At 48.7% G+C, this 22966-nt stretch carries 17 protein-coding genes and 1 riboswitch; of the genes, 9 read left to right on the forward strand and 8 right to left on the reverse strand.

The features are described from left to right. The first annotated feature begins 26 nt into the window (after positions 1 to 26). The 5 genes from FHW36_RS28615 (at position 27) to FHW36_RS28635 (ending at position 4336) form a co-directional block, all read left to right on the forward strand. Positions 27 to 767: a class I SAM-dependent methyltransferase gene (locus tag FHW36_RS28615; protein ID WP_145674626.1), complete on the forward strand. Its 741-nt coding sequence runs from the start codon at positions 27 to 29 to the stop codon at positions 765 to 767. Between the two features lie 73 nt (positions 768 to 840). Further along, positions 841 to 1425, forward strand: a complete 585-nt coding sequence (locus FHW36_RS28620; protein WP_145674628.1) for a TetR/AcrR family transcriptional regulator — start codon at positions 841 to 843, stop codon at positions 1423 to 1425. 50 nt (positions 1426 to 1475) lie between these two features. Further along, positions 1476 to 2210: an SDR family oxidoreductase gene (locus FHW36_RS28625; RefSeq protein ID WP_145674632.1), complete on the forward strand. Its 735-nt coding sequence runs from the start codon at positions 1476 to 1478 to the stop codon at positions 2208 to 2210. A gap of 54 nt (positions 2211 to 2264) precedes the next feature. Next, complete coding sequence (locus FHW36_RS28630; RefSeq protein ID WP_145674634.1) at positions 2265 to 3803, forward strand: DHA2 family efflux MFS transporter permease subunit; 1539 nt, start codon at positions 2265 to 2267, stop codon at positions 3801 to 3803. 74 nt (positions 3804 to 3877) lie between these two features. After that, positions 3878 to 4336 (forward strand): nuclear transport factor 2 family protein, encoded by a 459-nt coding sequence (locus FHW36_RS28635; RefSeq protein ID WP_145674636.1) that lies wholly within the window; start codon positions 3878 to 3880, stop codon positions 4334 to 4336. A gap of 159 nt (positions 4337 to 4495) precedes the next feature. On the opposite strand, the gene FHW36_RS28640 is transcribed toward FHW36_RS28635, so the two are convergent. From FHW36_RS28640 to FHW36_RS28675, 8 genes are all read right to left on the reverse strand, one after another. Next, positions 4496 to 5629 (reverse strand): TlpA disulfide reductase family protein, encoded by a 1134-nt coding sequence (locus FHW36_RS28640; protein ID WP_186452658.1) that lies wholly within the window; start codon positions 5627 to 5629, stop codon positions 4496 to 4498. 13 nt (positions 5630 to 5642) lie between these two features. After that, the gene (locus tag FHW36_RS28645; RefSeq protein ID WP_186452659.1) at positions 5643 to 7007 is read right to left on the reverse strand and encodes a PKD-like family lipoprotein; all 1365 of its coding nucleotides are present in this window, start codon (positions 7005 to 7007) and stop codon (positions 5643 to 5645) included. Between the two features lie 58 nt (positions 7008 to 7065). Further along, positions 7066 to 7902, reverse strand: coding sequence for a DUF4843 domain-containing protein (locus tag FHW36_RS28650; RefSeq protein WP_186452660.1), 837 nt, complete (start codon positions 7900 to 7902; stop codon positions 7066 to 7068). A gap of 10 nt (positions 7903 to 7912) precedes the next feature. Further along, the gene (locus tag FHW36_RS28655) at positions 7913 to 9385 is read right to left on the reverse strand and encodes a RagB/SusD family nutrient uptake outer membrane protein (protein ID WP_145674642.1); all 1473 of its coding nucleotides are present in this window, start codon (positions 9383 to 9385) and stop codon (positions 7913 to 7915) included. Between the two features lie 12 nt (positions 9386 to 9397). Then, positions 9398 to 12826, reverse strand: a complete 3429-nt coding sequence (locus tag FHW36_RS28660; RefSeq protein ID WP_145674644.1) for a SusC/RagA family TonB-linked outer membrane protein — start codon at positions 12824 to 12826, stop codon at positions 9398 to 9400. Between the two features lie 175 nt (positions 12827 to 13001). Continuing rightward, complete coding sequence (locus tag FHW36_RS28665; protein ID WP_145674646.1) at positions 13002 to 14156, reverse strand: FecR family protein; 1155 nt, start codon at positions 14154 to 14156, stop codon at positions 13002 to 13004. 85 nt (positions 14157 to 14241) lie between these two features. Beyond that, positions 14242 to 14820 (reverse strand): RNA polymerase sigma factor, encoded by a 579-nt coding sequence (locus FHW36_RS28670; protein ID WP_145674648.1) that lies wholly within the window; start codon positions 14818 to 14820, stop codon positions 14242 to 14244. A gap of 178 nt (positions 14821 to 14998) precedes the next feature. Beyond that, a complete protein-coding gene (locus FHW36_RS28675; RefSeq protein WP_145674650.1) occupies positions 14999 to 17161 on the reverse strand; it encodes a glycoside hydrolase family 31 protein in 2163 nt (720 codons plus the stop codon). Positions 17162 to 17506: 345 nt separating this feature from the next. Next, positions 17507 to 17718, forward strand: a riboswitch (cobalamin riboswitch). A 120-nt stretch (positions 17719 to 17838) separates the two neighbouring features. Here FHW36_RS28675 and FHW36_RS28680 point away from each other — a divergent pair. The 4 genes from FHW36_RS28680 to FHW36_RS28695 all read left to right on the forward strand — a co-directional run bounded on the left by FHW36_RS28680 (position 17839) and on the right by FHW36_RS28695 (position 22939). Next, positions 17839 to 19857: a TonB-dependent receptor gene (locus FHW36_RS28680; protein ID WP_222429210.1), complete on the forward strand. Its 2019-nt coding sequence runs from the start codon at positions 17839 to 17841 to the stop codon at positions 19855 to 19857. A gap of 9 nt (positions 19858 to 19866) precedes the next feature. Continuing rightward, a complete protein-coding gene (locus tag FHW36_RS28685) occupies positions 19867 to 21015 on the forward strand; it encodes a DUF5074 domain-containing protein (protein ID WP_145674652.1) in 1149 nt (382 codons plus the stop codon). 36 nt (positions 21016 to 21051) lie between these two features. Continuing rightward, entirely contained in the window at positions 21052 to 22233 is a 1182-nt protein-coding gene (locus FHW36_RS28690) for a cell surface protein (protein ID WP_145674654.1), read from the forward strand. Between the two features lie 106 nt (positions 22234 to 22339). Then, positions 22340 to 22939 (forward strand): RNA polymerase sigma factor, encoded by a 600-nt coding sequence (locus FHW36_RS28695; RefSeq protein ID WP_186452661.1) that lies wholly within the window; start codon positions 22340 to 22342, stop codon positions 22937 to 22939. The last annotated feature ends 27 nt before the right edge of the window (positions 22940 to 22966 follow it).

Consider the following 22966-nt stretch of genomic DNA (forward strand, 5'->3'; position numbering starts at 1 on the left):
TTACCTTCATCCTTCAACTGTAGCTGATGAAACAAAATAAATACGACGATCCTTCTTTTTTTGAGCAATACAGCCAGATGCCCCGTTCTATCGGCGGACTCCAGGCCGCAGGCGAATGGTATGTACTCCGGGATATGCTGCCCGACCTGGAAAATGCGGCGGTGCTGGACTTGGGTTGTGGCTTTGGCTGGCATTGCCGGTACGCGGCTTCTCAAAAGGCCAGCCGGGTAGTGGGTGTCGATATTTCGGCCAGGATGCTGGCCCGTGCGCGGGATATCACTACCGAACCGAATATTGAGTACCGGCAGCTGGCAATCGAAGATATCGACTTTCCACCGCGCACGTTTAACGTGGTGCTTAGCTCACTGGCCTTACATTATATAGCAGACTATGCACAGGTATGCCGCAAAGTGTTTGACAGCCTGCAGCCCGGCGGCGCATTCGTATTGTCGGTGGAGCATCCCATTTTTACGGCGCTTGCGGCGCAGGACTGGTACTATGATGCTGCCGGGAACCGCCTACACTGGCCCGTAGATCGCTACCAGGAAGAAGGACTCCGGTATACCCGCTTCCTGGAAAATGAGGTGATCAAGTATCACCGCACCGTTACTACCTGGGTCAATAGCCTGCTCCAGGCGGGTTTTCTGCTTCAACGCGTGGAAGAACCGGCGCCTACCGCCGATATTATTACCCAATATCCCGGGATGAAGGACGAAGCCCGCCGTCCTATTTTCCTGCTGTTGTCGGTGATAAAACCCGCTGTTTAAATAGCCTTCTCAAAAAAAGAAATTGTTTTTTATACCAAATGGTATATTTTTGCAGATACAAAGTGCAAGGGTTATGAATAAAGCGGAAAAAACCAGGCAATTCATCGTGGAAAAGACAGCGCCTGTCTTTAATGAGAAGGGGTATGTGGGCACTTCACTGAATGATATGACCAACGCCACGGGGCTAACCAAAGGCAGTATTTACGGCAACTTCGCCAATAAAGACGAAGTAGCCCTCGCCGCATTTGATCATAATCTGAAGCAGGTAACCACTATCATTCAGCAGGAAATGAGTAAGCACAATACCTGCCGGGAAAAGCTGATGGTATATGTACAGGTATACAGCAACTTCCAGAAACATCCCTTCCCGGAAGGTGGCTGCCCCCTGCTCAATACCGCCACCGAAGCAGATGATACCCACGCAGCGCTCAGGCAAAGAGCCGCCGATGGAATACAGCGCTGGAAAAACGCTATTACCACCCTCCTTGAAAAAGGGATACAGCTGGGCGAATTCCGTAAAGATGTACCCGTCGAACAAACCGCCCTGAGCATGATTGCCACCATTGAAGGTTGTATTATGATGACTAAATTAACCGGTAAAACGCATTACCAGAAAGCGATTATGCGTACCGTGGAAAAACTCATCGACGATTTATAAACATTTTTTTTCTTTAAAAATATACCGATTGGTATAAAATAACAAACAACATGAAAACATCCGGTAACACAGTACTCATTACCGGCGGTAGTGCAGGCATAGGCCTGGCTATCGCCACCGCATTATCCAGGCAACATAACCAGGTAATCATCACCGGCAGGAACCAGGAAAGACTGGACACCGTATCCCGGCAACTGTCCAATGTTACCGCCATTAACTGTGACGTAACCAGTGAAAAGGCGGTTAACCAGTTGATAAAAACAGTAACGACAGATTTTCCACAGTTAAATATGCTGATCAATAACGCCGGCCATGCGGTAGCTTACGAGCTGTCGGCCAGCGCCAATGCCTTTGAGAAAGCGGCCGATGAAATGCTGACCAACTACCTGTCGGTGATCCAGCTCACCGAAAAATTGCTTCCACTGCTCAGTCGCCAGGAAGAAGCCGCCCTCGTTAATGTATCCTCCGTGGTAGCCTTCGCCGCCTCTAAACGGGTACCCACCTACGCCGCCAGCAAAGCAGCCCTCCACTCCTATACACAGGCCCTGCGAATGAGCGTGGCGCCCCTGCATGTATTTGAACTGATGCCACCACTGGTTAATACCCACTTCTCCCGGGAAATAGGCGGCAGCAAAGGGATTCCTCCTGAACAGGTAGCGGAGGCGCTCCTGGATGCACTGGTTGCAAACGATTATGAAATCCATGTAGGCGATACGGAAAAGATCTACCAGTTGATGCGATCTTCACCCGCCAGCGCCTTGCAGGCACTCAACAGCAACTTATAAACGCGCACTATTTTTTTCTTTACAAATATACCAATCGGTATATAATTATTACATATGAAAAGGACAGTACTGATCCTGGTGGTGATCACCGCAGCGATCATGGAATTGATAGACACTTCTATCGTCAACGTGGCACTATCGCATATGAGCGGCAACCTGGGCGCCACACTGGAAGACACCTCCTGGGTCATTACTGCCTATGCCATCGCCAACGTTATCATCATACCCATTACCGGCTTCCTCTCCGCCACACTTGGGCGACGTAATTACTACATCGGCTCTATCATCGCATTTACCCTGTTCTCCTTCTTATGCGGACAAGCGTCCAATATCTGGATACTGGTGCTCTTCCGCTTCCTGCAAGGCATAGGCGGAGGCGCCCTCTTATCGGTATCCCAGGTAATTATATTTGAACAGTTCCCCAAAGAAAAACAAAATGTAGCCGGCGCCCTGTTCGGCGTTGGCGTGTTTGTTGGTCCTACTATCGGTCCCACTCTTGGCGGCTATATCACAGAATTTTATTCCTGGCCCTGGATATTTTATATCAATGTGCCTATAGGCATTATCGTTACTATCCTCTGCCTGTTGCTGCTGAAAGAACCTGCCATCCCCTCTGTCCGCCGGAAAATAGACTGGACCGGCATACTGTTGCTCGCCGTAGGCGTAAGCGCCCTGCAAACGGTATTGGAACGCGGGGAAACCGACGACTGGTTTGAAGCGCCGTATATCACCTGGCTCACGGTGATCGCTACATTCAGCATCATGATTTTTATCTGGTGGGAACTGCGCATCAAAGAACCGGTAGTAAACCTGCGGGTGCTGAAAAGCAGGAACCTTAGCATTGCCGCCATCCTCACATTTGTATCCGGCATGGGCATTTTCAGCTCTGTATTCCTCACGCCTGTATTTGCCCAGCGCCTGCTGAACTTTACACCCCTGCAAACCGGCCTACTGCTGCTGCCCGGCGCCTGCCTCGCCATCGGCGGATTGATGATTTCGGCCAGGCTTCTGCAACGTGGCTTGTCGCCCATATTCCTCATCATTGCCGGCATGGGATTGTTTATACTTTTCAGCTGGCAGATGTCGCAACTCAACCAGGATGCCAATGCTGCCAGCATCAGCTGGTACCTGGTATGCCGCGGCGTGGGACTGGCACTGGTAACCGTACCACTTACCACCCTGGCGGTATCGGCACTGGCGCCGGCAGATATTCCACAAGGCGCCGCGCTCAACAACATGATGCGGCAACTGGGCGGCTCCTTTGGTATCGCCCTCGTGAATACCTACCTCGCCAATCGCCATGCCCAACACCGGTACGACCTGGTAAGCCATCTCGACACCAACAACCCCGCCGTAGCCAACCGCATCAACAACTACGCACATGCCTTCATGAGCAAGGGTTTCACAGCTACCGATGCACAACACCAGGCGGTTAAACTGCTGGATAATATCGTAGCAAAACAAAGTACCCTGCTCAGTTTCAGCGATGCCTTCCTGCTGGTAGGCCTGATCTTTCTCCTCACCCTGCCCTTACTATTCATTGCCTCCGGCCAAAAGAAAAAAGCAGCTAACGTGATAGTCATGGATCATTGATATTTTCGTAGGGAGGTGTACGTTGCTACTGTTATCGCAGATCAGCACAAATACGTTATATTGGTATAAAAAAGATGAAACACCTTTATATCTTGTTGCTGTTACTACCGGCCATAGCAAATGCCCAATCGCCCACCGATACGATTAAAGCCGCTGTCAACAAACTGTTTACCGCCATGCAGCAAGCCGACAGCAATGCCATCAAGGATTGTTTTGCACCCGGCGCTATGCTGCAATCTATCGTAACAGATAAAACTGGTAACACCGTGTTGCGCAATTCTACCCCAGCCGACTTTGCCACCATCGTTGGTAAACTAACGCCGCATAGCGCAGATGAAAGAATTGTTTTTGGCAGCATCCAGTCAGACGTCACAATGGCCACCGTATGGACACCTTACCGCTTTTACTTTAACGGACAATTTTCTCATTGCGGGGTTAATTCTTTTCAGCTGGTAAAACTGGACGGGACCTGGAAAATACAGTATATACTGGATACGCGGCGCAAGGATCAATGCGTGGAAACGGCGCCTTAAGGTTTTTTTCTCCTTAACCCTACTTGCTATCTACATAATATAAAATGTCCTCCGCAGCTGCGGAGGACATTTTATTAAGAGGGAATAGTATCGCCGGGGCATAGACATGCCCCGGCCACGTTCATAACGAAATGTAATATTCGCAGCAATTAATCGATCTTAATTTCCGAATAGTTCAGACAGTTTCTTATTCAATTCTTCCCCACGAAGGTTCATGGCTATAATATTTTTATTTTCGTCCAGCAGGAAGTTGGCCGGTACCGCACGGATACCGTATTGACGGCCCACCTCATTATTCCAGCCTTTCAGATCGGATACATGCAGCCATGGGAGCTGATCTTTAGCAATGGCTTCTTCCCATTTATCCTTATGATCGTCTAATGAAATGGCTACTACTTCAAAACCCTGGCTTTTATATTTCGCATATTGTTTGGTGAGATTTGGATTTTCTGCACGGCAAGGGCCGCACCAGCTGGCCCAGAATTCTACCAGCACATATTTACTCTTGATATCCTCCAGCTTTAATGGCTTTCCATGTACGTCCTGTTGGGTGAACATCGGTGCCGACGCGCCTACATGAATGGTTTTGGCTGCCAGTATACGTTGGCCCAGTTCGCGGCCCTGGTCGCTCTCACGCAGACTTTTACTCATAGCATTATAGATCGGCGCTATCTTTTTTACATCCACCGGGGTACCGGTACCTTCTGAGAGCGCCACCATGCCAAAGTACGACTGCGGATGCTGTTGGGCATACACGATCTGTGCATCAGCGCGGGCCTTCATACGCCGGCGGTATTCCACATTGATGCGGCCAAAAAAGGCGGTATCCTTCTGTTGTTCCGGGGTAGCCGCGCTCACCTGCCCGTTGGCCCATTTATTCAACTCCATGATAGTACCGCCGATCGCTTTGTTGTAAGCGGTAAACTCATCATATACTTTGGAGCCGCTAAAGGTGGCATTGGCGAGTGAATCGCCCGACGTGATCTTAATTTTTTCTTTTCCATAATAGAAGTAGATCACATCGCCGGTATATACGGCTTTTTGTTTGCCGGAGCCATCATGGCTCAACGCCAGACGGGCATAAGAGTACCCTGTGCTAAGACCGGTGAAAGTAAATTTACCATTTGTAACCACGGCGCTGTCTTCCTTTCCAACACCGTTGCTCATATAATCGATATACGCCATAGCAGGACTACTCAGCTTACCGATATGTCCTTCAATGGTAAAGGCGCCCTGCTGTGCCTGGCCGGCCAGTGGCAGCGCAACAGCCGCCAGTAATAATATTCTTTTCATCACTATATTTTTTTTATTTTCTTGACACAATATCTACTGGTTCACCTGGGATACCATCTACACGACCGGTGACCACGCCATTCTTACCCACGCTTACATCCAGCAGCAATACGCTGCCGTCTACTCCCGCAGTAAGTGTATTACCATCTGTACTGAGTTTTAGCATGGTCACCTTTTTACCGCCAAAGTTGGCGTCTAAGGGACGCAAATCTTCATTCACCGGGTTGTACCGGTAAATTCTATCGTTGGCAGTAAAATAGAAGATATCTACTGCAGAACGCTGCCAGCGACTGTTATTCGTTAACAACGCAGCACCCTTGAAAATACGTTTACGTGTAGGCTTTATCGTGCGTAAATCATAGTTACTCATATCAACGGTAAACGTATATTCATATACATTACCATCAGCTGATTTGTAATATGCATACGAAACGCTGGGGATCGCCTGCATGAACAACAGCTCTCCTGCTCCAATATTGGCAGGATTGAACGCTGTACCCACCACCTGGTAGTCGCTCCCCATAAAGTTGCCACCGCCGTCGAAGGTCACAAAACCATGACGGATGGTATCAAACCCGAAGAAGAAATTGTAACGGCTGTAGAAGGGCGCCAGGTAATAGTTACCGGTTTGCATACTGGAAAACTTGCCAAAGTCCGGTGCAAACGGTGCAGTAGAAGTTATGCTCAGGTACAGCTTTCCGTTAACGATCCCGGTAGGTACCCCTTGCGCACCATTGAAGGCCTGCGTTTCCATTGGCGTTGGCGGATTGAAAAACTGCTCTCCAAAATAACGTTTACGTAGCATAGTACTACCGTCGATAATCACGCTTTGTTTGGCAGGATCTTTACAGATCACCCAATAATCTTCTACCGTATTTTCCTGGTAAGCCAGCGGTTTGGCAAACAGTTGTACAGGGTTAACCGGCAGATCCTCATTATGTAAAGCATGGTACAGGTCTGCATTTACGGAACTGTCGGGCCGGATAAACGACAGGCGGGTAACGCCATTATCTACACTCAATACCGCAGCACCTTTCGAAAACCGGGTACCACCATCGATCTTAAACTTATAGAAATACTTGATGCCATTTCGTTGGTCGGTCACCGTTAACTTGGCCTCCCGCACCATTGGTTTCAGGTTATAAACAATCCGCAGTGGGTAGCCGGTGTAATGGTCCGCCCGGGCCTCTTCTGCCACCAGGATATCCCAATCGAAAAACAGGTCTTTAGCGGGATCACCATCTGCCAGGGATACACCCGGACGTATGATCAGCGAATCTCCCACGATGGCATTAACGGTGCTATCGATAAGCCCTGAGATAACCGGTTCTGCAGGCGAATGGTATCTGTAATTGCCCAGATCTTTCTTGCAAGCCATAAAGCAGCAGACCGATATTGATAAGAGAACAATTAATCTGTTGTTCATAGTAATATTTTTAGAAGAGAACTTGTTCCCCGTTTTCATCAATAAACACATACTTGTTGGCCGACTGATAGAACTTCAGAAGAAAACGCTTGGCAGGCGCGGCTTTGCTGAAGAAATCATAATCGCCGGTATTGTCGTTTCTTTTCTGCAGTACATACCCCGACTCCGGATGTTCTGATACCCATGCCATAGGATATTGCAACAGGTACCTGGTATTGGCGATATAATACAGCGTTCTCGGAATTTCCATGTACCAATCCGGGTAGGAATTAGCGATAACAAGATCCGTAGTGCCGCTGCTGATGAGGAACAGCTGGTGTTTCACCCGGGAATATTTACCCATGGAACCTGCCCAGGATGACCACCACGCTGGCTCTTCCAGGCGATTGGAATACAATAGGCGCTTAGAGCGGATAGGCACAGGCAAATTGGAGGCAAAGTCGGTACCACCGGATACCCGGATAGTAAGATTCACCGATTTATTCACCAGGGCAGTGTCTGTGTTGAGCAGGATCACCGGTATACGGGTGGTCCCTGAATCTGCCGGCATAGTATACGTCGATTTCAACGGCTCATAATGCTTACCAGCTATGGCAGTAGTGGCACTATCCACTGCTGCTACAGAAAAGTGCCGGTCCTGGTGCGTAGTTTTTCCGGAGATGATTACCGGCACCCAGATGGTATCTTTTTCCAGATCCGGGTGATAGGCAAAGGAATAAACAAGACTGTCTGTATTTGTATAATTCAGGTAGATATTATCCCTGGTCAGATCGTAAGGCGCAATATTCTCCTTTTTACAGCTGAATAACAGGCAGGCAAGAACGGTGATGATACTTAATCTTTTCATGGTGTGCTTGTTAATTGTTTCTGTATGCGTTTTCATCATCCGGTAACGGCAATACGAAAATGCTGTTCGATGGTTGTCTGGAATTGGTGGCGTTGATGGTCACCGCATGGTGCAGTCGCTTGTACATGAAAAAGATCTGACTCTCACCGTAAAACTCTTTCCTGGCTTCTTTTACCAGGAGATCGATAAAAGCTGCCTTGCTGGCCACACTGCTCACCTGGTACCCGATGCCACGGGCGGCACGTACCTGGTTATAATAATTCAAAGCGCGTTGAGGGTCCTTGTCGTAGCTGGCTTCCGCAGCAATGTAGTAGAGCTCCGACAGCCGGATGGCCGGGGCTACCAACGGGTGAATGTTAGTAAGCGGCTGCGCATTCCGGTAGTATTTCTGCAACACGGCACGATCAGGCCCCCCGGTGGTGGAAGCGGTGTTGAGGAACCATTGTTTCAGTCGCCAGTCCTCCGCACCCACCGTGCCGATTTCATAAATATCATTCACCTGGTCTGCGGTACCACTATAGGCAGGATTCTGCTGGGTAAAGCGGGCCTGCAACGATTCGATGATACTTTGGGTTTCTGTATACCAGCAGCCGATCAACTCCTTGTAAAAGATCCGGTCGCGCAGCTGGATATCTGTCTGGAAAAAGTCTTCCTGCCGGGTGAAAGGAAACTTCGCAGACGATATCACTTCTACTGCGTTATTCAATGCATTGTTATAGTCGTTCCGGTATAGATACACACGCGACAGCTCACCACAAACCGCGTAATAATTCAACCGGTGCCGGCGGTTCTGCATAAACAGATCTGCATTTTTCAGTTCGGTTGCCTTATCATCGCCCGGGTAACCAACGGTATAGGCGGCATTTCTGATCGGATCGTTCTGCAGGAGGTTCTTCGCCGTATTAAGATCCCGCAGCACACTGTCGAGTGCTGCATTTACGGGCGAAAATGGCGTAGAAGTGGTGCCCACCCTGGTAACATAGGGAATGCCCTTCTGCGTGGCGCCATTAACATAAGATGGTGCAAACAGGCGCAGCATATCGAAGTGCAGATAAGCACGCAGTGCCAGCGTCTCTCCCTTAATCAACCGGTAATTGCCGGAGCTGAACAGGGTGGTATCTTTATCAATAGCTTGCAACAGGTAGTTACAGTTGGCAATAGCCTTGTAGGCATTGCCCCATACATCGTTGACCATGCCTTTCACTGCGCCGCCGGTATAAACGAAATTGGCAATGTCCTGGTTAGTAACGTCGCTGAAGGTGTAGTTCTGCCCCAGCACATCCAGCATGTTGTAGGTAAGCTGACCGCCATAGAGCGATTGACTGGCGCAAAGCGTGTAAATGCCATTGAGCGCCTCTTTAAAACCTTGCTCTGAATTGAACAGCTCATCTCTGTCGACCTGCGTTTGTGGCTTTATGTCCAGGAACTTCTTGCAGGAAATCATTGATGCGCCCAGGCTCAGTATTACTATTAATTTCTTCATGATCATGGCTGTTTAGAAGGTAGCAAGGATAGAACACGTAAGACTTCTCGCAAACGGATAATCTATTCCCCTTTCCTGTTTTACACTGGATATGTGGAGAATATCATTCATGGTTACTGCTCCACGCAGCGATTGCAGGCCGATGCTTTTGGCAACACCTTGTGCCAGGTCGTAGGAAAAGTAGAGCGACTGCAGCTCCAGCAGGTTTTCTTTCTGCACAAACCTGCTGCTGGCATAAGTCTGGCTAAGATCGGTGATGTTCTTATACAACGCCTGATCGCCCGGTTGTTGCCAACGCATGGTCAGCGCCCGGCTGTCAACGTTGAAACGTGGGTCTGCATTTTCGATCCTGTCCACCAGCGTTTGGTTATACATGTCGCCGCCAAATCTGTAATGGAAGCTGAAGCTCATCATCCAGCGTTTCCAGGTGATATTACTGCCGAAGAAGCCTTCCGCTTTCGGTGTGTAATCGCCGATAGGGCGTGTGTAGGCCACATCATAGTCATAGGTGAGACTTCCATCTGGTTTCTCATAGATCTCCCGTCCGTTCTGCGGGTCGATACCGTGTGATTTTACACCATAGATCGTGTTGTACGACTGTCCTTCTGCAAAACGCAGCAATGGCTTTCCCTGTGCGCCTTTGCTCGGATCCATCTGGTAGTTGTTAACACTTTCATTGTAAGCTTTCAGCGCGTTGGAAATTTTAACAATGGTATTGGTATTATGCGCCAGGTTACCAGTGATATTGATGTTCAGGTTTTCTTTGTGCAGGGCGTTGATGGTTACGTATAGCTCGTAGCCTTTGTTGGCCATATCGCCCAGGTTTTCCTTGTAGGTAGAAAAACCGGTAGAAGGCGCAATATTGATATCTGTCAACAGCCCTTTGGTCAACTTATAATAATACACCGGTGTGAGAATAATCCTGTCCTGCAACAGGCCGATTTCCGCGCGGGCTTCGTAGTTGGTTGTTTTCTGCCATTGCAGGTTATCATTACCGTAGCCGTTTACAATAGCGCCGATGCCGGTAGAATACCAGTTGGAAGTCTGGTAGCTATAGGTAGTTCTTGCCAGGAAAGGCGGGAAATCCACCGATCCGGTCACGCCGGCAGTACCGGTAAGTTTCAACCTCGACAGGAAAGGCAGGCTGCCTTTAAACCAATCTTCGTTGTGTACATTCCAGCCAATACCGCCAGACCAGAAAGGCGCAAACCTTTTATTGGCGCCGAAAGCGGAGGATCCATCCAAACGAACAGCTGCATCGAAGAGGTATTTATTTTTATAGGAATAGCTGCCGCTGAAGAAGGAGCCGATCAGGCGTCTTTCATCCACGTTGCCACTGGGCGCAGCGTTAGGCGTATAGGTACGGGCAAAGGCAATGCTGCTGAACTTATCGTTTGAGAAGCCACGTGCCTGGAAGCCTTTGTAATCGCTGGTAGCCGAGGTAACGTTAGCCCCCAGCACCGCGTTGATGGAGTGCTGACCAATCAGTTTATTATATACCATGCGGATGTTACCATCCAGGTTGAGCGCGCGTGTAGCCGTGTAATCATAGGAGCCTTTGTTCATGGCCTGTTCCGGAGGGTCCAGGTAAAACGCATTACTGAAAGGGGAAACAAATTTATCGGTGGTAGATCTGGTACTATTCAAACTCATGAGGCCTATTACGCGCAAGGCGGGCGTGATGCGCCAATCGGCCGAAAATGCATCGATCAATTCCAGGTAGTCTGATTTATCGAAATTCCCCAGGCTGGCTTCGTAGAGCGGGTTCAATACCGGTACATTCTTGTATTGGCTACTGCCTGGCTGATGCGTATCCACGCGCCAGTTGGCGATTTCCCGGATCAGTTTACCATCGTTTCCATAAATAGGATAATAGGGATTCATGGCTACATACGTAGCAAAGTCGCCATAGTTGGAGTTACGGGCATTCACCTGGGTAACGGTCAGATCGTTTTTCAGCACTAACCTGCGGTTGGGATTGTAGGTAAAGCTCATGCCGCCGCTGTAACGGTTACGGCCGGAGTTTTTCATTACCCCGGGATCTGTTTGATACCGGAGATCTACACCATAGCGGAAGCTGGAGTCGCCGCCTTCTACATATACAGTGTGTTTCTGTGAGTAGGCATTGCGGAGAGGTTGCGACAACCAGTAGCTATTTACGCCGCTCACTACATTTTTCAGTTTTGAATAGTATTGCTGATCCAGCTCATCTTGTGTATTGGCAGTGTTGTTTTTGGAAGAATATAATCCTGCGCGTCTTTCATATTCCAGCTTGTCGGTGGCGTTGAGCACACTGTAGTCGTTAAGATCCGGGGCGGTAGCCTTCATCTCTGCATTATAAGATAACCGCAGGCGGCCGGGTTGCGGCGCTTTGGTGGTGATCACAATAACGCCGTTGGCAGCACGGGAACCATACACCGCTGTGGCGGCGGCATCTTTCAGGATGGTAACGCTGGCAATGCGGTTGATGTCCATGTCTACCACCTTTTGCAGGGGTACTTCAAATCCGTCCATGATGAATACCGGTAGGTTGTAGGAGCTGGAGAGATTGTTCCTGTCCAATATCTCGCCGTTAGGCATGGCCGTAGTTCCCCTGATGTTGATCTTGGGCATGGCGTTGGGATCGGAGCCGAACAGGTTGTTGTCGGCTATCCGGAACGAGGGATCAAAGGAAGCAAGGCCTTTGAGCATATTCTGTGGGTTGAGGCGCTTCAGGTCTTCCCCTTTCACAACGATAGCGTTACCCGTGTAGTTGTCTTTTTTGATTACCTGGTAACCTGTTACCACCACATCGTTCAGGGAGCTGGCCTTGGGTGACAGGATGATGGTTTGGTTGCGGATAGCGCGTACGGGTACTTCTTTAGTGCTATAACCTACGCTGGTAAGTAGGAGCACATCGCCAGAATCGGCGTTAATACTAAACTGCCCCTTGTCGTTGGTGAGCGCCCGCGCGGTGGTGTTTTTTACAAATACCGAAACCGCAATCACCGCTTCTCTGGTAAGGCTATCCACTACTTTTCCGTAAACAAGGCTATCCTTTGCAGTACTGCTGCTGGACGGCGCTCCATGGTCAACGCTATTTCCGGCAGTGATGACGATCGTTTTGCTGACGATGGTGTAGTTAAGGTTGAATTTCTTCAGGCAGGCCTGCAATGCTGCATCCAGGCTGGCATTCTTCAGTTCAACATCTGTTTTGAGCAAGGCAGGATTTACGTTGCCCTTGTAAAAAAATGTAAAGCCGGTTTGTTTTTTAATGTCGCCGAAAATGGTTTCCAGCGTGGCATTGTGCCTGCTGATGGTGACAGACTGGCTGGCTGCGTGCACAGGCAAATAAAGTAATACGATCAGTGGCAGCAGGAACCACGATCTGAAAGGTGAGCGCAAGCGTTTCCCAGCCCTTGCCGCGAACGACAAAGGAGGACAATGAAACTTAAATTTCATGTTGGTCGGATTTAGTCGATAAAATGAGCGTATAAGCGCCGGCTGGTAGCGGATACTACTGATGGCATCCGGCGTTATCGCATGCAGGTTGATTTGGTAAGTTGGTTTTAGCTGATTATTCGTTCATACATACAATCTTGAAATTTTAGTTGACAGTGATGGTGCTATGACCGCATTAATTTTTATTGGTTACCGTGATAACGTTGTCTTTTACTTCGAATGTGATGCCGTTGATCTCCAGTATTTTTAAAACATCTTCCAGTTTGCTGTTCCTGGATATTTCCCCGAAAAATCTTTCCTCCGGTATATGACCGCTGTACCTGATCTGCACGTTGTACCAGCGGGCCACATCGCGCATCACAGATGGCAGGTTATCATTTTTAAAGGAGAACAGGTTGTTGATCCAGGCCGTTTCTTTTTCCGTATCAGCGGTGATCGTCTGGATGCTATTGCCGGTGCTTCCTTCGCAGATGGCCTGCTGACCGGGTTGGATCACGACCGATCCGCCGTTGTGGCTCACTTTCACGGCCCCTTGCAGGAGCGTGGTTTTAGACAGCCCATCTTCCGGGTAAGCATTTACGTTAAACACCGTACCCAATACCTGTATAGACTGCTGGCCTGCCTGTACCACAAATGGCCTGGCCGGATCGGCAGCAATGTCAAAGTAGGCTTCGCCGGTTAACCTAACCGTTCTGTTGGCCGCGTCAAAAGCGGCGGGATATTTCAATGTGCTGGCCGCATTCAACCATACCGTGGAATTATCCGGCAGCACGATTTTGAACTTCGTGCCTGCCGGGGTGGATAATACATTTTCCTGGTTAGGATCACTTTTTTCAGCGGATGTGGTTTTATATAATAATGTGCCGTCTTTTTCTTTGGTGATAACGACTCCTCGCTGGCTGGCGATCTGGCCGCCGGCAGCGCTGTCGAGTGCTATCACCGTGCCATCGGCCAGGCGGAGCGTGGGCGCGCCGGTGGCATACGCCCTTGCCTGCGACCGTTGCGATGTTGACTGTTGTTGGCGCAGGAAAAATACAGCGCCTATGCCGATCACAGCTACGATGGCTGCCGCCGCCGCCCATCGCCATACCGGCATGCGCTTCAGTTGCGTTGGCAGTACTGCTTCCGCTATTTCGGCGTCAATCCTGCTTTTCAGCCTGGCTCTCATGTCCTCGTAGGCCGACTCATTCTCCGCTGTGATCAGCTCTTCTTCCGTGTCATGCAAATCAAACCAGGATTCCAGGAACACGATCTCTTCACCAGTGGCGTTTCCAGTTCTGAATCGATTTAGCATTAATTTGAAAAGTTCCCGCTCGCGGTTATCCATCATGGCCTGTTTCTATTAGAATGAGTAGAAATATTCAAATCCGCCCACGCAGATAATAAATATTTTTAATTCACATATGAATGAGGAGTTATTTCATAGTCAATAACAGGGCAACGTGCAGCAGGATTAGCGACTCCCGCAGTTTGGCCAGGGCCCTGCCCATCTGGTTCCTGACCGTCTTCTCTGATACGCCCAGCTGTTCGGCGATCTGTTGCGTATTGCGCCCTTCCTGGAAGCGCAGGTTAAAAATCTGCTTTTGTTGCGCCGGCAGCGTATTGGTGAGTGCTTCAAACGCGGCCTGGAACTCCTTATACAGCACATGCCCGTCAGCCAGGCCGTAGCTTCGCAGCTGGTCTTCGCTGTCATCCGGTAAGTCGCCATACCGGCTTTCCTTTTCCATTTGCCTGAAAACTCCGTTGCGCGTAGCTATACGCAGATACCCGGGAAGATTATCAATGGGAGTAGCTTTTTCCCTGGTCCATAACTGAACAAATACATCCTGCGCTACATCCTGCGCCACATCTGCATTACGTATACGCTTAAAAGCGATGTTGAAAACATCCTTCCAGTAACGGTTATATAAAACGTCGAAAGCAAGCCCATTCCTTCTGCCGATCTCTGCTAAAAGGTCCTGGTCATTTGCATGCAGTAATTCATCCCTCCCCATAATTGACCATAAAACTAAAAATAGTTTCGGTTTGTAAAAGGATTCTTTGTTTTAATGGTGGTATGCAAATGTTAACCGGCGACAAACAGCCCCTGGTCTAAAGAGAAAAAAGGGATGTTTCCACCCCTTTTTTCTCTTTATTAGAACAAACGAAAGAATTATTCCTTGCGGGAAATGCTTATTTACTACCAGCCGGAAGCATGAACCGCCATTTAATATCCTTATATGCCTGCTTTACTCCCTGCTTGTTTTCTATCACTACCTTTTCCTGCCATTTTCCCTGCTTATTCTTTCTAGCGGAAAGCTGGTACTGCATATATTTCCCTTGCTGGTAATCATAAGATTCCCCATCATCGTCATACAACACCGATGTGCTTTCTGCTTCTCCATAGTGACGGATTTCCAACGGAAGTTGCTCTCCGGGCGCCGGAGTATGCAATACCGGTGGTATCATAGGAATAATGCCACCGTCTTTTACGTATAAGGGTATCTTATCTAAGCCAGGCTTAGCAACAATGATACTGCCATTTCCAACATATTCGCCGGTGTAAAAGTCGTACCATTTGCCTTGCGGCAGTATCACCTTTCTATCGGCCTGGCCGGCAAACATCGGTGCTACCAGGAGGTTATCTCCCAGCATAAACTGATCTTTTACATCTTCCCGCAGGGCAACCTGATAGGGATTTTCTGTCCCATCCAACGCTGCTTTCTCTGATTGATGATTAAAAGAGAAGCCCTCCACCAGGTTCATGGCTCTAACCGGCGGCTTGCCTTCCAGGTAGTATTGAGAGAAAACGGTATAGAGATAGGGGAATAACTGCATGCGCAGTAATGCTACGTCCTTTACCTGTTTTTCTACTTCCGGGAAACTCCATGGTTTGGTTCCATCCGCCCATGCATTGAGCATAGCCATCGGGGAAAAACAAGCCGACTGCATACGCCGCAACCATTCCTCTGCTGTTTTGGAAGCCCTTACTTCCGGCGTCCAGAGTACTCCAATAAAACTACTGTTGCACAACGCCGTGATGAAATCACGATGATTGTAATAATCATTATAGATCACATATGGCAGCGAAGACGCGCCGGCATTGGAAGCACGCACCAATCCGTAAGTACGCACCCCCTTCTCTTTGAACCATTCGGCAGTGGCGCGCTGCATCATTACCCCGAACAATTGGCGCATTTGCTCAGCGCTCGTTCCGGACGGAAAAGTAGCTACATCCGGCCATAGCCAATTATCGTATCCATCTACTTCATCAATTTTATAACCGGACACACCTATATCAACATGCTGCTTTTTGAAAAGCTGTTTATACAGCTCCTGCGCGGGCTGCATGGTAAAATCCGGTACCAGCCCGTTCCACACTGTATGAGAACCTGATAACGGCTTCGCTGCTTCGTACAGCGATGAAGCCGGCGACAGGTAAGGATTTAGCCATAAATTGAGACGAATACCTTTTGCCTTCATGTCTTTTACAAAACCTGCCGGATCCGGGAATCTTGTTTTATCCCACTCAAAAGTGCAGGGATAGGCTTTCGTTTGCCAACCCGGCTCCAGCCCGATAAAGTCCAATGGAAAGCCATGTTGTTTGAATGCTCCTGCTTCTGCTTCCACCTGGTCTGCAGTAGATAACGTAGGCATACGATGCGTAAAACCGAGTCCCCATTTGGGAGGTAACACCCCACCACCATTGAACAGGTTATAACGTTGCACTACTTCCATCGGCGTATTACCGGCAAAAACATACACCTCTGTACCGGTGGTTGGCACCAACATTTCCACCGCATCAGAATAGGGCTGCGCACTCCAGTCGGCTTCTGTATTCCGGTCGTACACTTTGGGAGGATGTTCACTGTTCACCCGTACCGCTGATCCTGCATATACCGTAATGTAACGGGCGCTGTTTACCAACACGCCATAGCCCTTACTGGAAACATAAAAAGGAACCGGGGCATGAGAACGGCCATTATCGCTGCCGCCATAGTGGTCCATGTGAAGGTTCAGCACCTGCCCCCGGCGGTTAACCGTTTTAAATTGCAGCCCCAGGCCAAACAGCTGTTCTTCTGCCTGTAAAGGGAAACGGAGGTAAACCTTTCCCTCCTTTACCTCCGCATTACAATCCGGCAAAGAAAGTGGAAATGGCTGCTCTCCCAGCTTTTGCAACGCCTCTTTCCGTGGACTTCCCCCTGCTGTTCCCAACAGATCTACCTTATCCGGCTGTCCTACAGTGGCTTTCCAGACACCTGGCGCTACCTGTTCCCATTTTAAAGGTACTCGCTGCGCCTGCGCTACTGATCCGATAAAAATGCAGATCAGAAAAAAAAACAATTTCGTCTTCATAAAAATTATTGCAAGGGATTAAATACACCGCCCTCCCATCTGTTTGTTTGTTTAAGATTACTGTTCAATTCCAGGTGTTTGGTGAGCAGCTATTCAGCAGCCATTCAGCCGCCATTCACTATTAAATTTACATGGAAAGATAATAAGGCCGTTATCGATTTCATAGTAGCATTTGACCGATTCCTACCAGTATTTTCACAAGATAATTTATTCATTACCAATCATGCAACTGCTCATCACCAGGAGCCGGCTGAATATTTTTTAGCCCACCCACCGAACTTTTAATCTATATTTGCCCTGTTAAAATCCGGATGGACTTTTTGACTAAAGTCTTTACGTCTTGATGATACACAAAAGTGATATGGTTCACCTCTTACCAGCCTGGTAATAGTTGATTAAAAGGGAACACCGGTGTAAATCCGGGACAGTCCCGCTGCTGTAAGTCTCACACAATGCCAGGGCATTGCTACAAAGACCACTGTCGCTACTGAGTAGAGATGGGAAGGTTGCCCGAAGCAGAGATAAGTCAGAATACCTGCCATACTACCTGGTTTTTAAGCTTTCGTGGAATGAAGCTTGGGAATAGTTGCTGACAGCGGGTTTGCACCCGGCTATGATCTACTTCCTGGTTATTTTTTTTATAAACGAAAGCTGTTGATGAAATATTAACAGTAGAAATGACGCTTTTCGTTAAACGATGCAAACAGCCCGGCTGCCTGGCTATGCTGCTGGGTTGCGCGCAACTTTCGGTGGCACAACAAGCCGATAGTAGCCATACCAAACATTTACAGGAGGTATCTGTTACCGCGCCCAGAACCACCAAAGAAATCAGTCCCGGGCAAAAACTGCTGGCCAAAGACCTGGAACGGCTGGGTAGCCATTCGGTAGCAGATGCCATCCGCTTCTTTGCCGGCGTACAAATAAAAGACTACGGCGGCATAGGCGGCCTCAAAACCGTGGATATCCGCAGTATGGGCAGCAACCATACCGGCGTATTTTACGACGGTATCGCCATCGGCAACGCCCAGAACGGACAGGTGGACCTGGGCCGGTTTTCATTGGATAACATGGAAGAAATTGCGCTGTACAACGGGCAAAAGAGCAACATCTTCCAACCTGCCCGTGACTTTAGCACCGCCGGTGGTATCTACATGACTTCCCTGAAACCCCGGTTTGCAGCCGGCGAAAAAACACACTTCAGGGCTACTATCAAAACCGGCTCTTTCGGGCTGTTCAACCCTTCGCTGCTCTGGCAGCAAAAAATCAACGACAAAGTATCCGCGTCGTTCAGTACCGAATGGATTAATGCTACCGGCAGGTATAAATTCAGGTATACCGTACGTGATAAACAAGGCAACATTGCCTACGACACCAGCGCTTACCGTAAAAATGGCGACATCAATGCTGTACGCGGGGAAGGCGGTTTTAACGGCGTAATGAATGGAGGCGAATGGAGCGCCAAAGTATATTACTACCAGTCAGAAAGAGGACTACCGGGCTTTGTGGTGAATAATGTATTCGGGCATGTAGACCGTCAATGGGACCAGAGCATCTTTGTACAATCGTCCTTCCGCAAAGACATCAGCAAACGCTATAGCCTGTTGCTGAACGGCAAATATGCATACGATTATTCACACTACCTGGCGCCGGATACCGCCCGCTTATATGTAGACAATCATTACCGCACCTACGAAGCCTATGTATCCATGGCTAACCAGTATGCGCTGACCAGCTGGTGGAACGTTTCTGCCTCCGGCGATTTCCAATGGAGCCGGATGGACGCCGATTTGAAAAACTTCACTTTTCCTACGCGGTATACCACGCTCGTAGCAGCAGCAACGGCTATCACCTTTAACCGGTGGAGTGCACAGGCCAGTGTACTCGGTACTTTTGTTTCGGAAGATGTGAAAAAAAACACGCCACTCGCCTATCAGCAAAAGTATACCCCGACGGTGATTGTTTCCTGGCAGCCCTTTTCTGTAGCAGACTTCCGGCTACGTGCCTTTTATAAAAACATCTTCCGCCTGCCCACTTTCAACGATCTCTTTTATACCGAAATCGGCAGCAAGATCCTGAAACCGGAATTTGCTACCCAGTACGATGTGGGCATCACCTGGAATAAAACATTTAGTGATCATGCGCTACTACTGGCTGGCCTGGAAGCAGATGCCTACTATAATGATGTAACCGATAAAATCGTGGCCGTTCCCGGGCAAAACCAGGTGATCTGGACCATGCAGAACCTGGGCAGGGTAAAAATAAAAGGCCTCGATGTAAAGGCGAAAGCGGCCTGGCAAATAAAACAAGCCCTCCAGCTGCAAACGAAACTGACCTACACCTTCCAGCGGGCGCAGGATTTCACCAATCCGTCCGACCGGTTCTATGGCCACCAGATCGTGTATATTCCGCGCCACAGCGGGTCGGCCATACTGGGCGCCGATTATAAAAGCTGGCAGGCCAACTATAGCTTCATCTACACAGGAGAAAGATATAACGGCAAAGAAAATATACCGGAAAACTACGTACAGCCCTGGTATACCAGTGATATTTCTCTCGGTAAACAATTCAATTGTAAACACACCCGCTTCAGGATCACTGCCCAGGTCAACAACCTGGCCAATCAATATTTTGAAGTAGTGCAAAGTTATCCCATGCCCGGAAGAAATTACCGGTTCATGGTAACAGTAAATATCTAATCATATAGTATGAAAAAATTATTACTCACGGTTCATATCGGAATGGCTGTTATTGCCCTGCTGCTGGCCAGTTGCAGGAAAGATGCCACCATTGTACCACCGGTCGTTACGCCTGTAACGCCCCCCACTCCCAATGCCGCTGTTACTGGTATGTACATGCTCAATGAAGGTAATATGGGCAGCAACAAAGCTTCTTTGGATTATTTCGATTTCACCACCGGCATTTATAACAAAAACATTTATGCTACCGCCAACCCCACCGCAGTAAAAGAACTGGGCGATGTAGGCAATGATATACAAGTATATGGCAGCAAGGTATATGCGGTGGTTAATGTATCCAACAAGGTAGAAGTAATGAATGTTACGACTGCCGTGCGCATCAAATCAATTGAAGTACTCAACTGCCGCCATGTCACCTTTGCTAACGGGAAAGCCTATATTAGTTCCTATGCAGGCCCCGTACTGGTAGATCCCAACGCACCTATCGGCCTCGTAGCAGAAGTGGATACCGCCACGCTGGAAATTACCCGCAAAGTATTAGTGGGCTATCAACCGGAAGAAATGGCGGTAGTGGGCAACAAATTGTATGTAGCCAATTCCGGCGGATACCGCGTGCCTGACTACGACCACACCGTGTCGGTGATTGATTTGAATACGTTTAAGGAAATCAAAAAGATCGATGTGGCGATTAATCTCGACCGGCTGAAGGCCGACAATGCAGGCAATATCTACGTAAGCTCCAGGGGTGACTATTACAACGTTCCTTCCAAACTGTTTATGATCGATACCAAAACAGACCAGGTAAAAACAACGTATGATATCGCCACCAGCAATTTCTGCATCATGGGCGACACGGCTTATATCTACGGTTCTGCCTTCAATTACAATACTGCTAAATGGACCATCAGCTACAATATGCTGAATGTAAAAACAGGCATGCTGCTCAACACCAACTTCATCACCGATGGCACCGAAAAAGAAATCAAGATGCCGTATGGCATAGCGGTAAACCCCGAAACCCGGGAAATTTTTGTGACCGATGCACGCGACTATGTATCGTCCGGTACACTTTACTGCTTTACTCCCGCGGGTAAAAAGAAATGGTCGGTAGCTACCGGCGAAATACCGGCACATATGGCCTTTGTATCCACCCTTTAATCATCCGTTTACTTCAACAATTGCCTAAAAACAGATATGAAAAGAAAACATATACTCTTCGCGCTGACAGCCGCATTGGCCGCCGGTAGTTGCTCCAAAGACAAGAACGACGTACAGGCGCCGGGCAGCCAGATCGTGATCACGACTGCCGATGTAGTACCAGCTACCCAGCTGAAATGGGTAAAAATCGCTCCCCAGGTAGATAAGGCCGATAATGCCAGCTACCTCTGGACAATGGGCAAGGACACGCTGGTGGTGACCAAAGACCTGATGTATGCCTTTGATACCACCGGTAACATCTCCCTGAAATTTTCTGTAAAAACCGCTACTGACAGTAATCAAAAAAATATTGTGGTACAACTGGCCGCCCCTGCTGTGCCCTATACCAATGCGGTAACCAAGGTATTTGAATACTTCCCGGCGCCCGGACAATTCATCAACACATTGCCCGAATGGAAAGCAGGTCAAACCGATAAAGACATGGCCGACGCCGCCCTGGCAAAACTCAGCAAAGAGAACATCATTTCTTTGGGCGGATTTGGCGGCTACGTAATCATGGGCTTCGATCATACCATCATAAACAAGCCAGGCAAAAGTTCTTTCCTGGTATTGGGCAATGCATTTGCCAACAACGCAGAACCAGGTGTGATCATGGTATCGGCCGACGCCAATGGCAACGGCTTACCGGATGATCCGTGGTATGAAATTGCCGGTGCTGCATACAACAATCCCAAAACGATTAAAAACTACCAGATTACCTATTATAAACCTGACGAAAACAAAACACCGGTAACCGATCCTAGTGATCCATATTCCTCGGATGTTCAGTACATCCGTTGGGAAGATAACCAGGGTAAATCTGGCTACCTGGTTAAAAACCAGTATCATAACCAGCCTTACTATCCCCAGTGGAAAGGGAACAGCATCGTATTTACCGGCACCCGGTTACCCGACGATCAGATCAGGAATACCTCTTCCGATCCGGCGTCTCCTTATTGGGTATTGCCGGCATTCCCGTATGGGTATGTGGATAACCAGTCAAATACCGATGTAAATGCCCAGATAAAACTGGATTGGGCGGTAGATAATACCGGGAGATCCGTGAAACTGAGTGGTATCGATTTTATCAGGGTACATAGTGGTATCCGCAAAGAAGCCGGCTGGTTAGGGGAAGTATCCACTGAAGTAGCCGGTGTCCGGGACCTGAACCTGAAATAATCGTCAACACCATTTACCTTTTGCCACGGATTTTGCTGGTATCACCAAAAAAATCCGGGGCTTTTTAGTGCTAAAATGTGTATTTTGTTGTCAAATCGTGATATCCGTGGGTAATGACGAAGCTGTTCTGTTGGGGAAACTGCAGAGAGGGGATGCAGACGCTTTTATAACATTGTACAATCAATATTCCCCCTCACTTTATACCTACATTCTCCATTTTATCAACACACCGGCTTTAGCGGAAGATGTGCTGCAGGATGTGTTTATAAAAATCTGGGAGATCCGCGGGCGGATTAAACCGGAGTTGTCTTTCAGCGGGTACCTGTACCGGATTACCCGTAATCATGTTTTTAAATTACTGAAGAAAATAACGGCCGACGAAGCGCTCCGCCTCCGGGTGATGCAGGACCTGTACCAGCACACTACCGATGCCGATACACTGCTGCAATGGAAGCAATATGAAACTTTATTGCATACCGCTATTGACCGGCTGCCACCTCAGCGCCAGAAGGTATTCCGGCTATGCCGGGAAGAGCTGAAAAGCTACGAAGAAGTGGCCCGCGAGCTGGGTATTTCCCGCAATACCGTAAAAGAGCATATGATGCTGGCCATGAAAAGCATCCGTTTTTTCGTTTATTCCAATGCCGATGGCATACTCCCGCTCCTGCTGGCAGCCACCCTGTTAAAAGATATCTCCAGACCCTGAAAAATATTTTTTCGGATACACCCACCC

Origin of the sequence: Chitinophaga polysaccharea, assembly GCF_007829335.1 — a bacterium.
GTDB classification, from domain to species: Bacteria; Bacteroidota; Bacteroidia; order Chitinophagales; family Chitinophagaceae; genus Chitinophaga; species Chitinophaga polysaccharea_B.

What these genes read in the sequence shown, in the direction of transcription:
- FHW36_RS28665 (WP_145674646.1), bottom strand. Translation starts at nt 14,156, where the DNA reads ATGATGGATAACCGCGAGCGGGAACTTTTCAAATTAATGCTAAATCGA.
- FHW36_RS28625 (WP_145674632.1), top strand. Translation starts at nt 1,476, where the DNA reads ATGAAAACATCCGGTAACACAGTACTCATTACCGGCGGTAGTGCAGGC.
- FHW36_RS28660 (WP_145674644.1), bottom strand. Translation starts at nt 12,826, where the DNA reads ATGAAATTTAAGTTTCATTGTCCTCCTTTGTCGTTCGCGGCAAGGGCT.
- FHW36_RS28685 (WP_145674652.1), top strand. Translation starts at nt 19,867, where the DNA reads ATGAAAAAATTATTACTCACGGTTCATATCGGAATGGCTGTTATTGCC.
- FHW36_RS28690 (WP_145674654.1), top strand. Translation starts at nt 21,052, where the DNA reads ATGAAAAGAAAACATATACTCTTCGCGCTGACAGCCGCATTGGCCGCC.
- FHW36_RS28650 (WP_186452660.1), bottom strand. Translation starts at nt 7,902, where the DNA reads ATGAAAAGATTAAGTATCATCACCGTTCTTGCCTGCCTGTTATTCAGC.
- FHW36_RS28655 (WP_145674642.1), bottom strand. Translation starts at nt 9,385, where the DNA reads ATGAAGAAATTAATAGTAATACTGAGCCTGGGCGCATCAATGATTTCC.
- FHW36_RS28680 (WP_222429210.1), top strand. Translation starts at nt 17,839, where the DNA reads ATGACGCTTTTCGTTAAACGATGCAAACAGCCCGGCTGCCTGGCTATG.
- FHW36_RS28670 (WP_145674648.1), bottom strand. Translation starts at nt 14,820, where the DNA reads ATGGGGAGGGATGAATTACTGCATGCAAATGACCAGGACCTTTTAGCA.
- FHW36_RS28645 (WP_186452659.1), bottom strand. Translation starts at nt 7,007, where the DNA reads ATGGCTTGCAAGAAAGATCTGGGCAATTACAGATACCATTCGCCTGCA.
- FHW36_RS28640 (WP_186452658.1), bottom strand. Translation starts at nt 5,629, where the DNA reads ATGAAAAGAATATTATTACTGGCGGCTGTTGCGCTGCCACTGGCCGGC.
- FHW36_RS28630 (WP_145674634.1), top strand. Translation starts at nt 2,265, where the DNA reads ATGAAAAGGACAGTACTGATCCTGGTGGTGATCACCGCAGCGATCATG.
- FHW36_RS28615 (WP_145674626.1), top strand. Translation starts at nt 27, where the DNA reads ATGAAACAAAATAAATACGACGATCCTTCTTTTTTTGAGCAATACAGC.
- FHW36_RS28635 (WP_145674636.1), top strand. Translation starts at nt 3,878, where the DNA reads ATGAAACACCTTTATATCTTGTTGCTGTTACTACCGGCCATAGCAAAT.
- FHW36_RS28620 (WP_145674628.1), top strand. Translation starts at nt 841, where the DNA reads ATGAATAAAGCGGAAAAAACCAGGCAATTCATCGTGGAAAAGACAGCG.
- FHW36_RS28675 (WP_145674650.1), bottom strand. Translation starts at nt 17,161, where the DNA reads ATGAAGACGAAATTGTTTTTTTTTCTGATCTGCATTTTTATCGGATCA.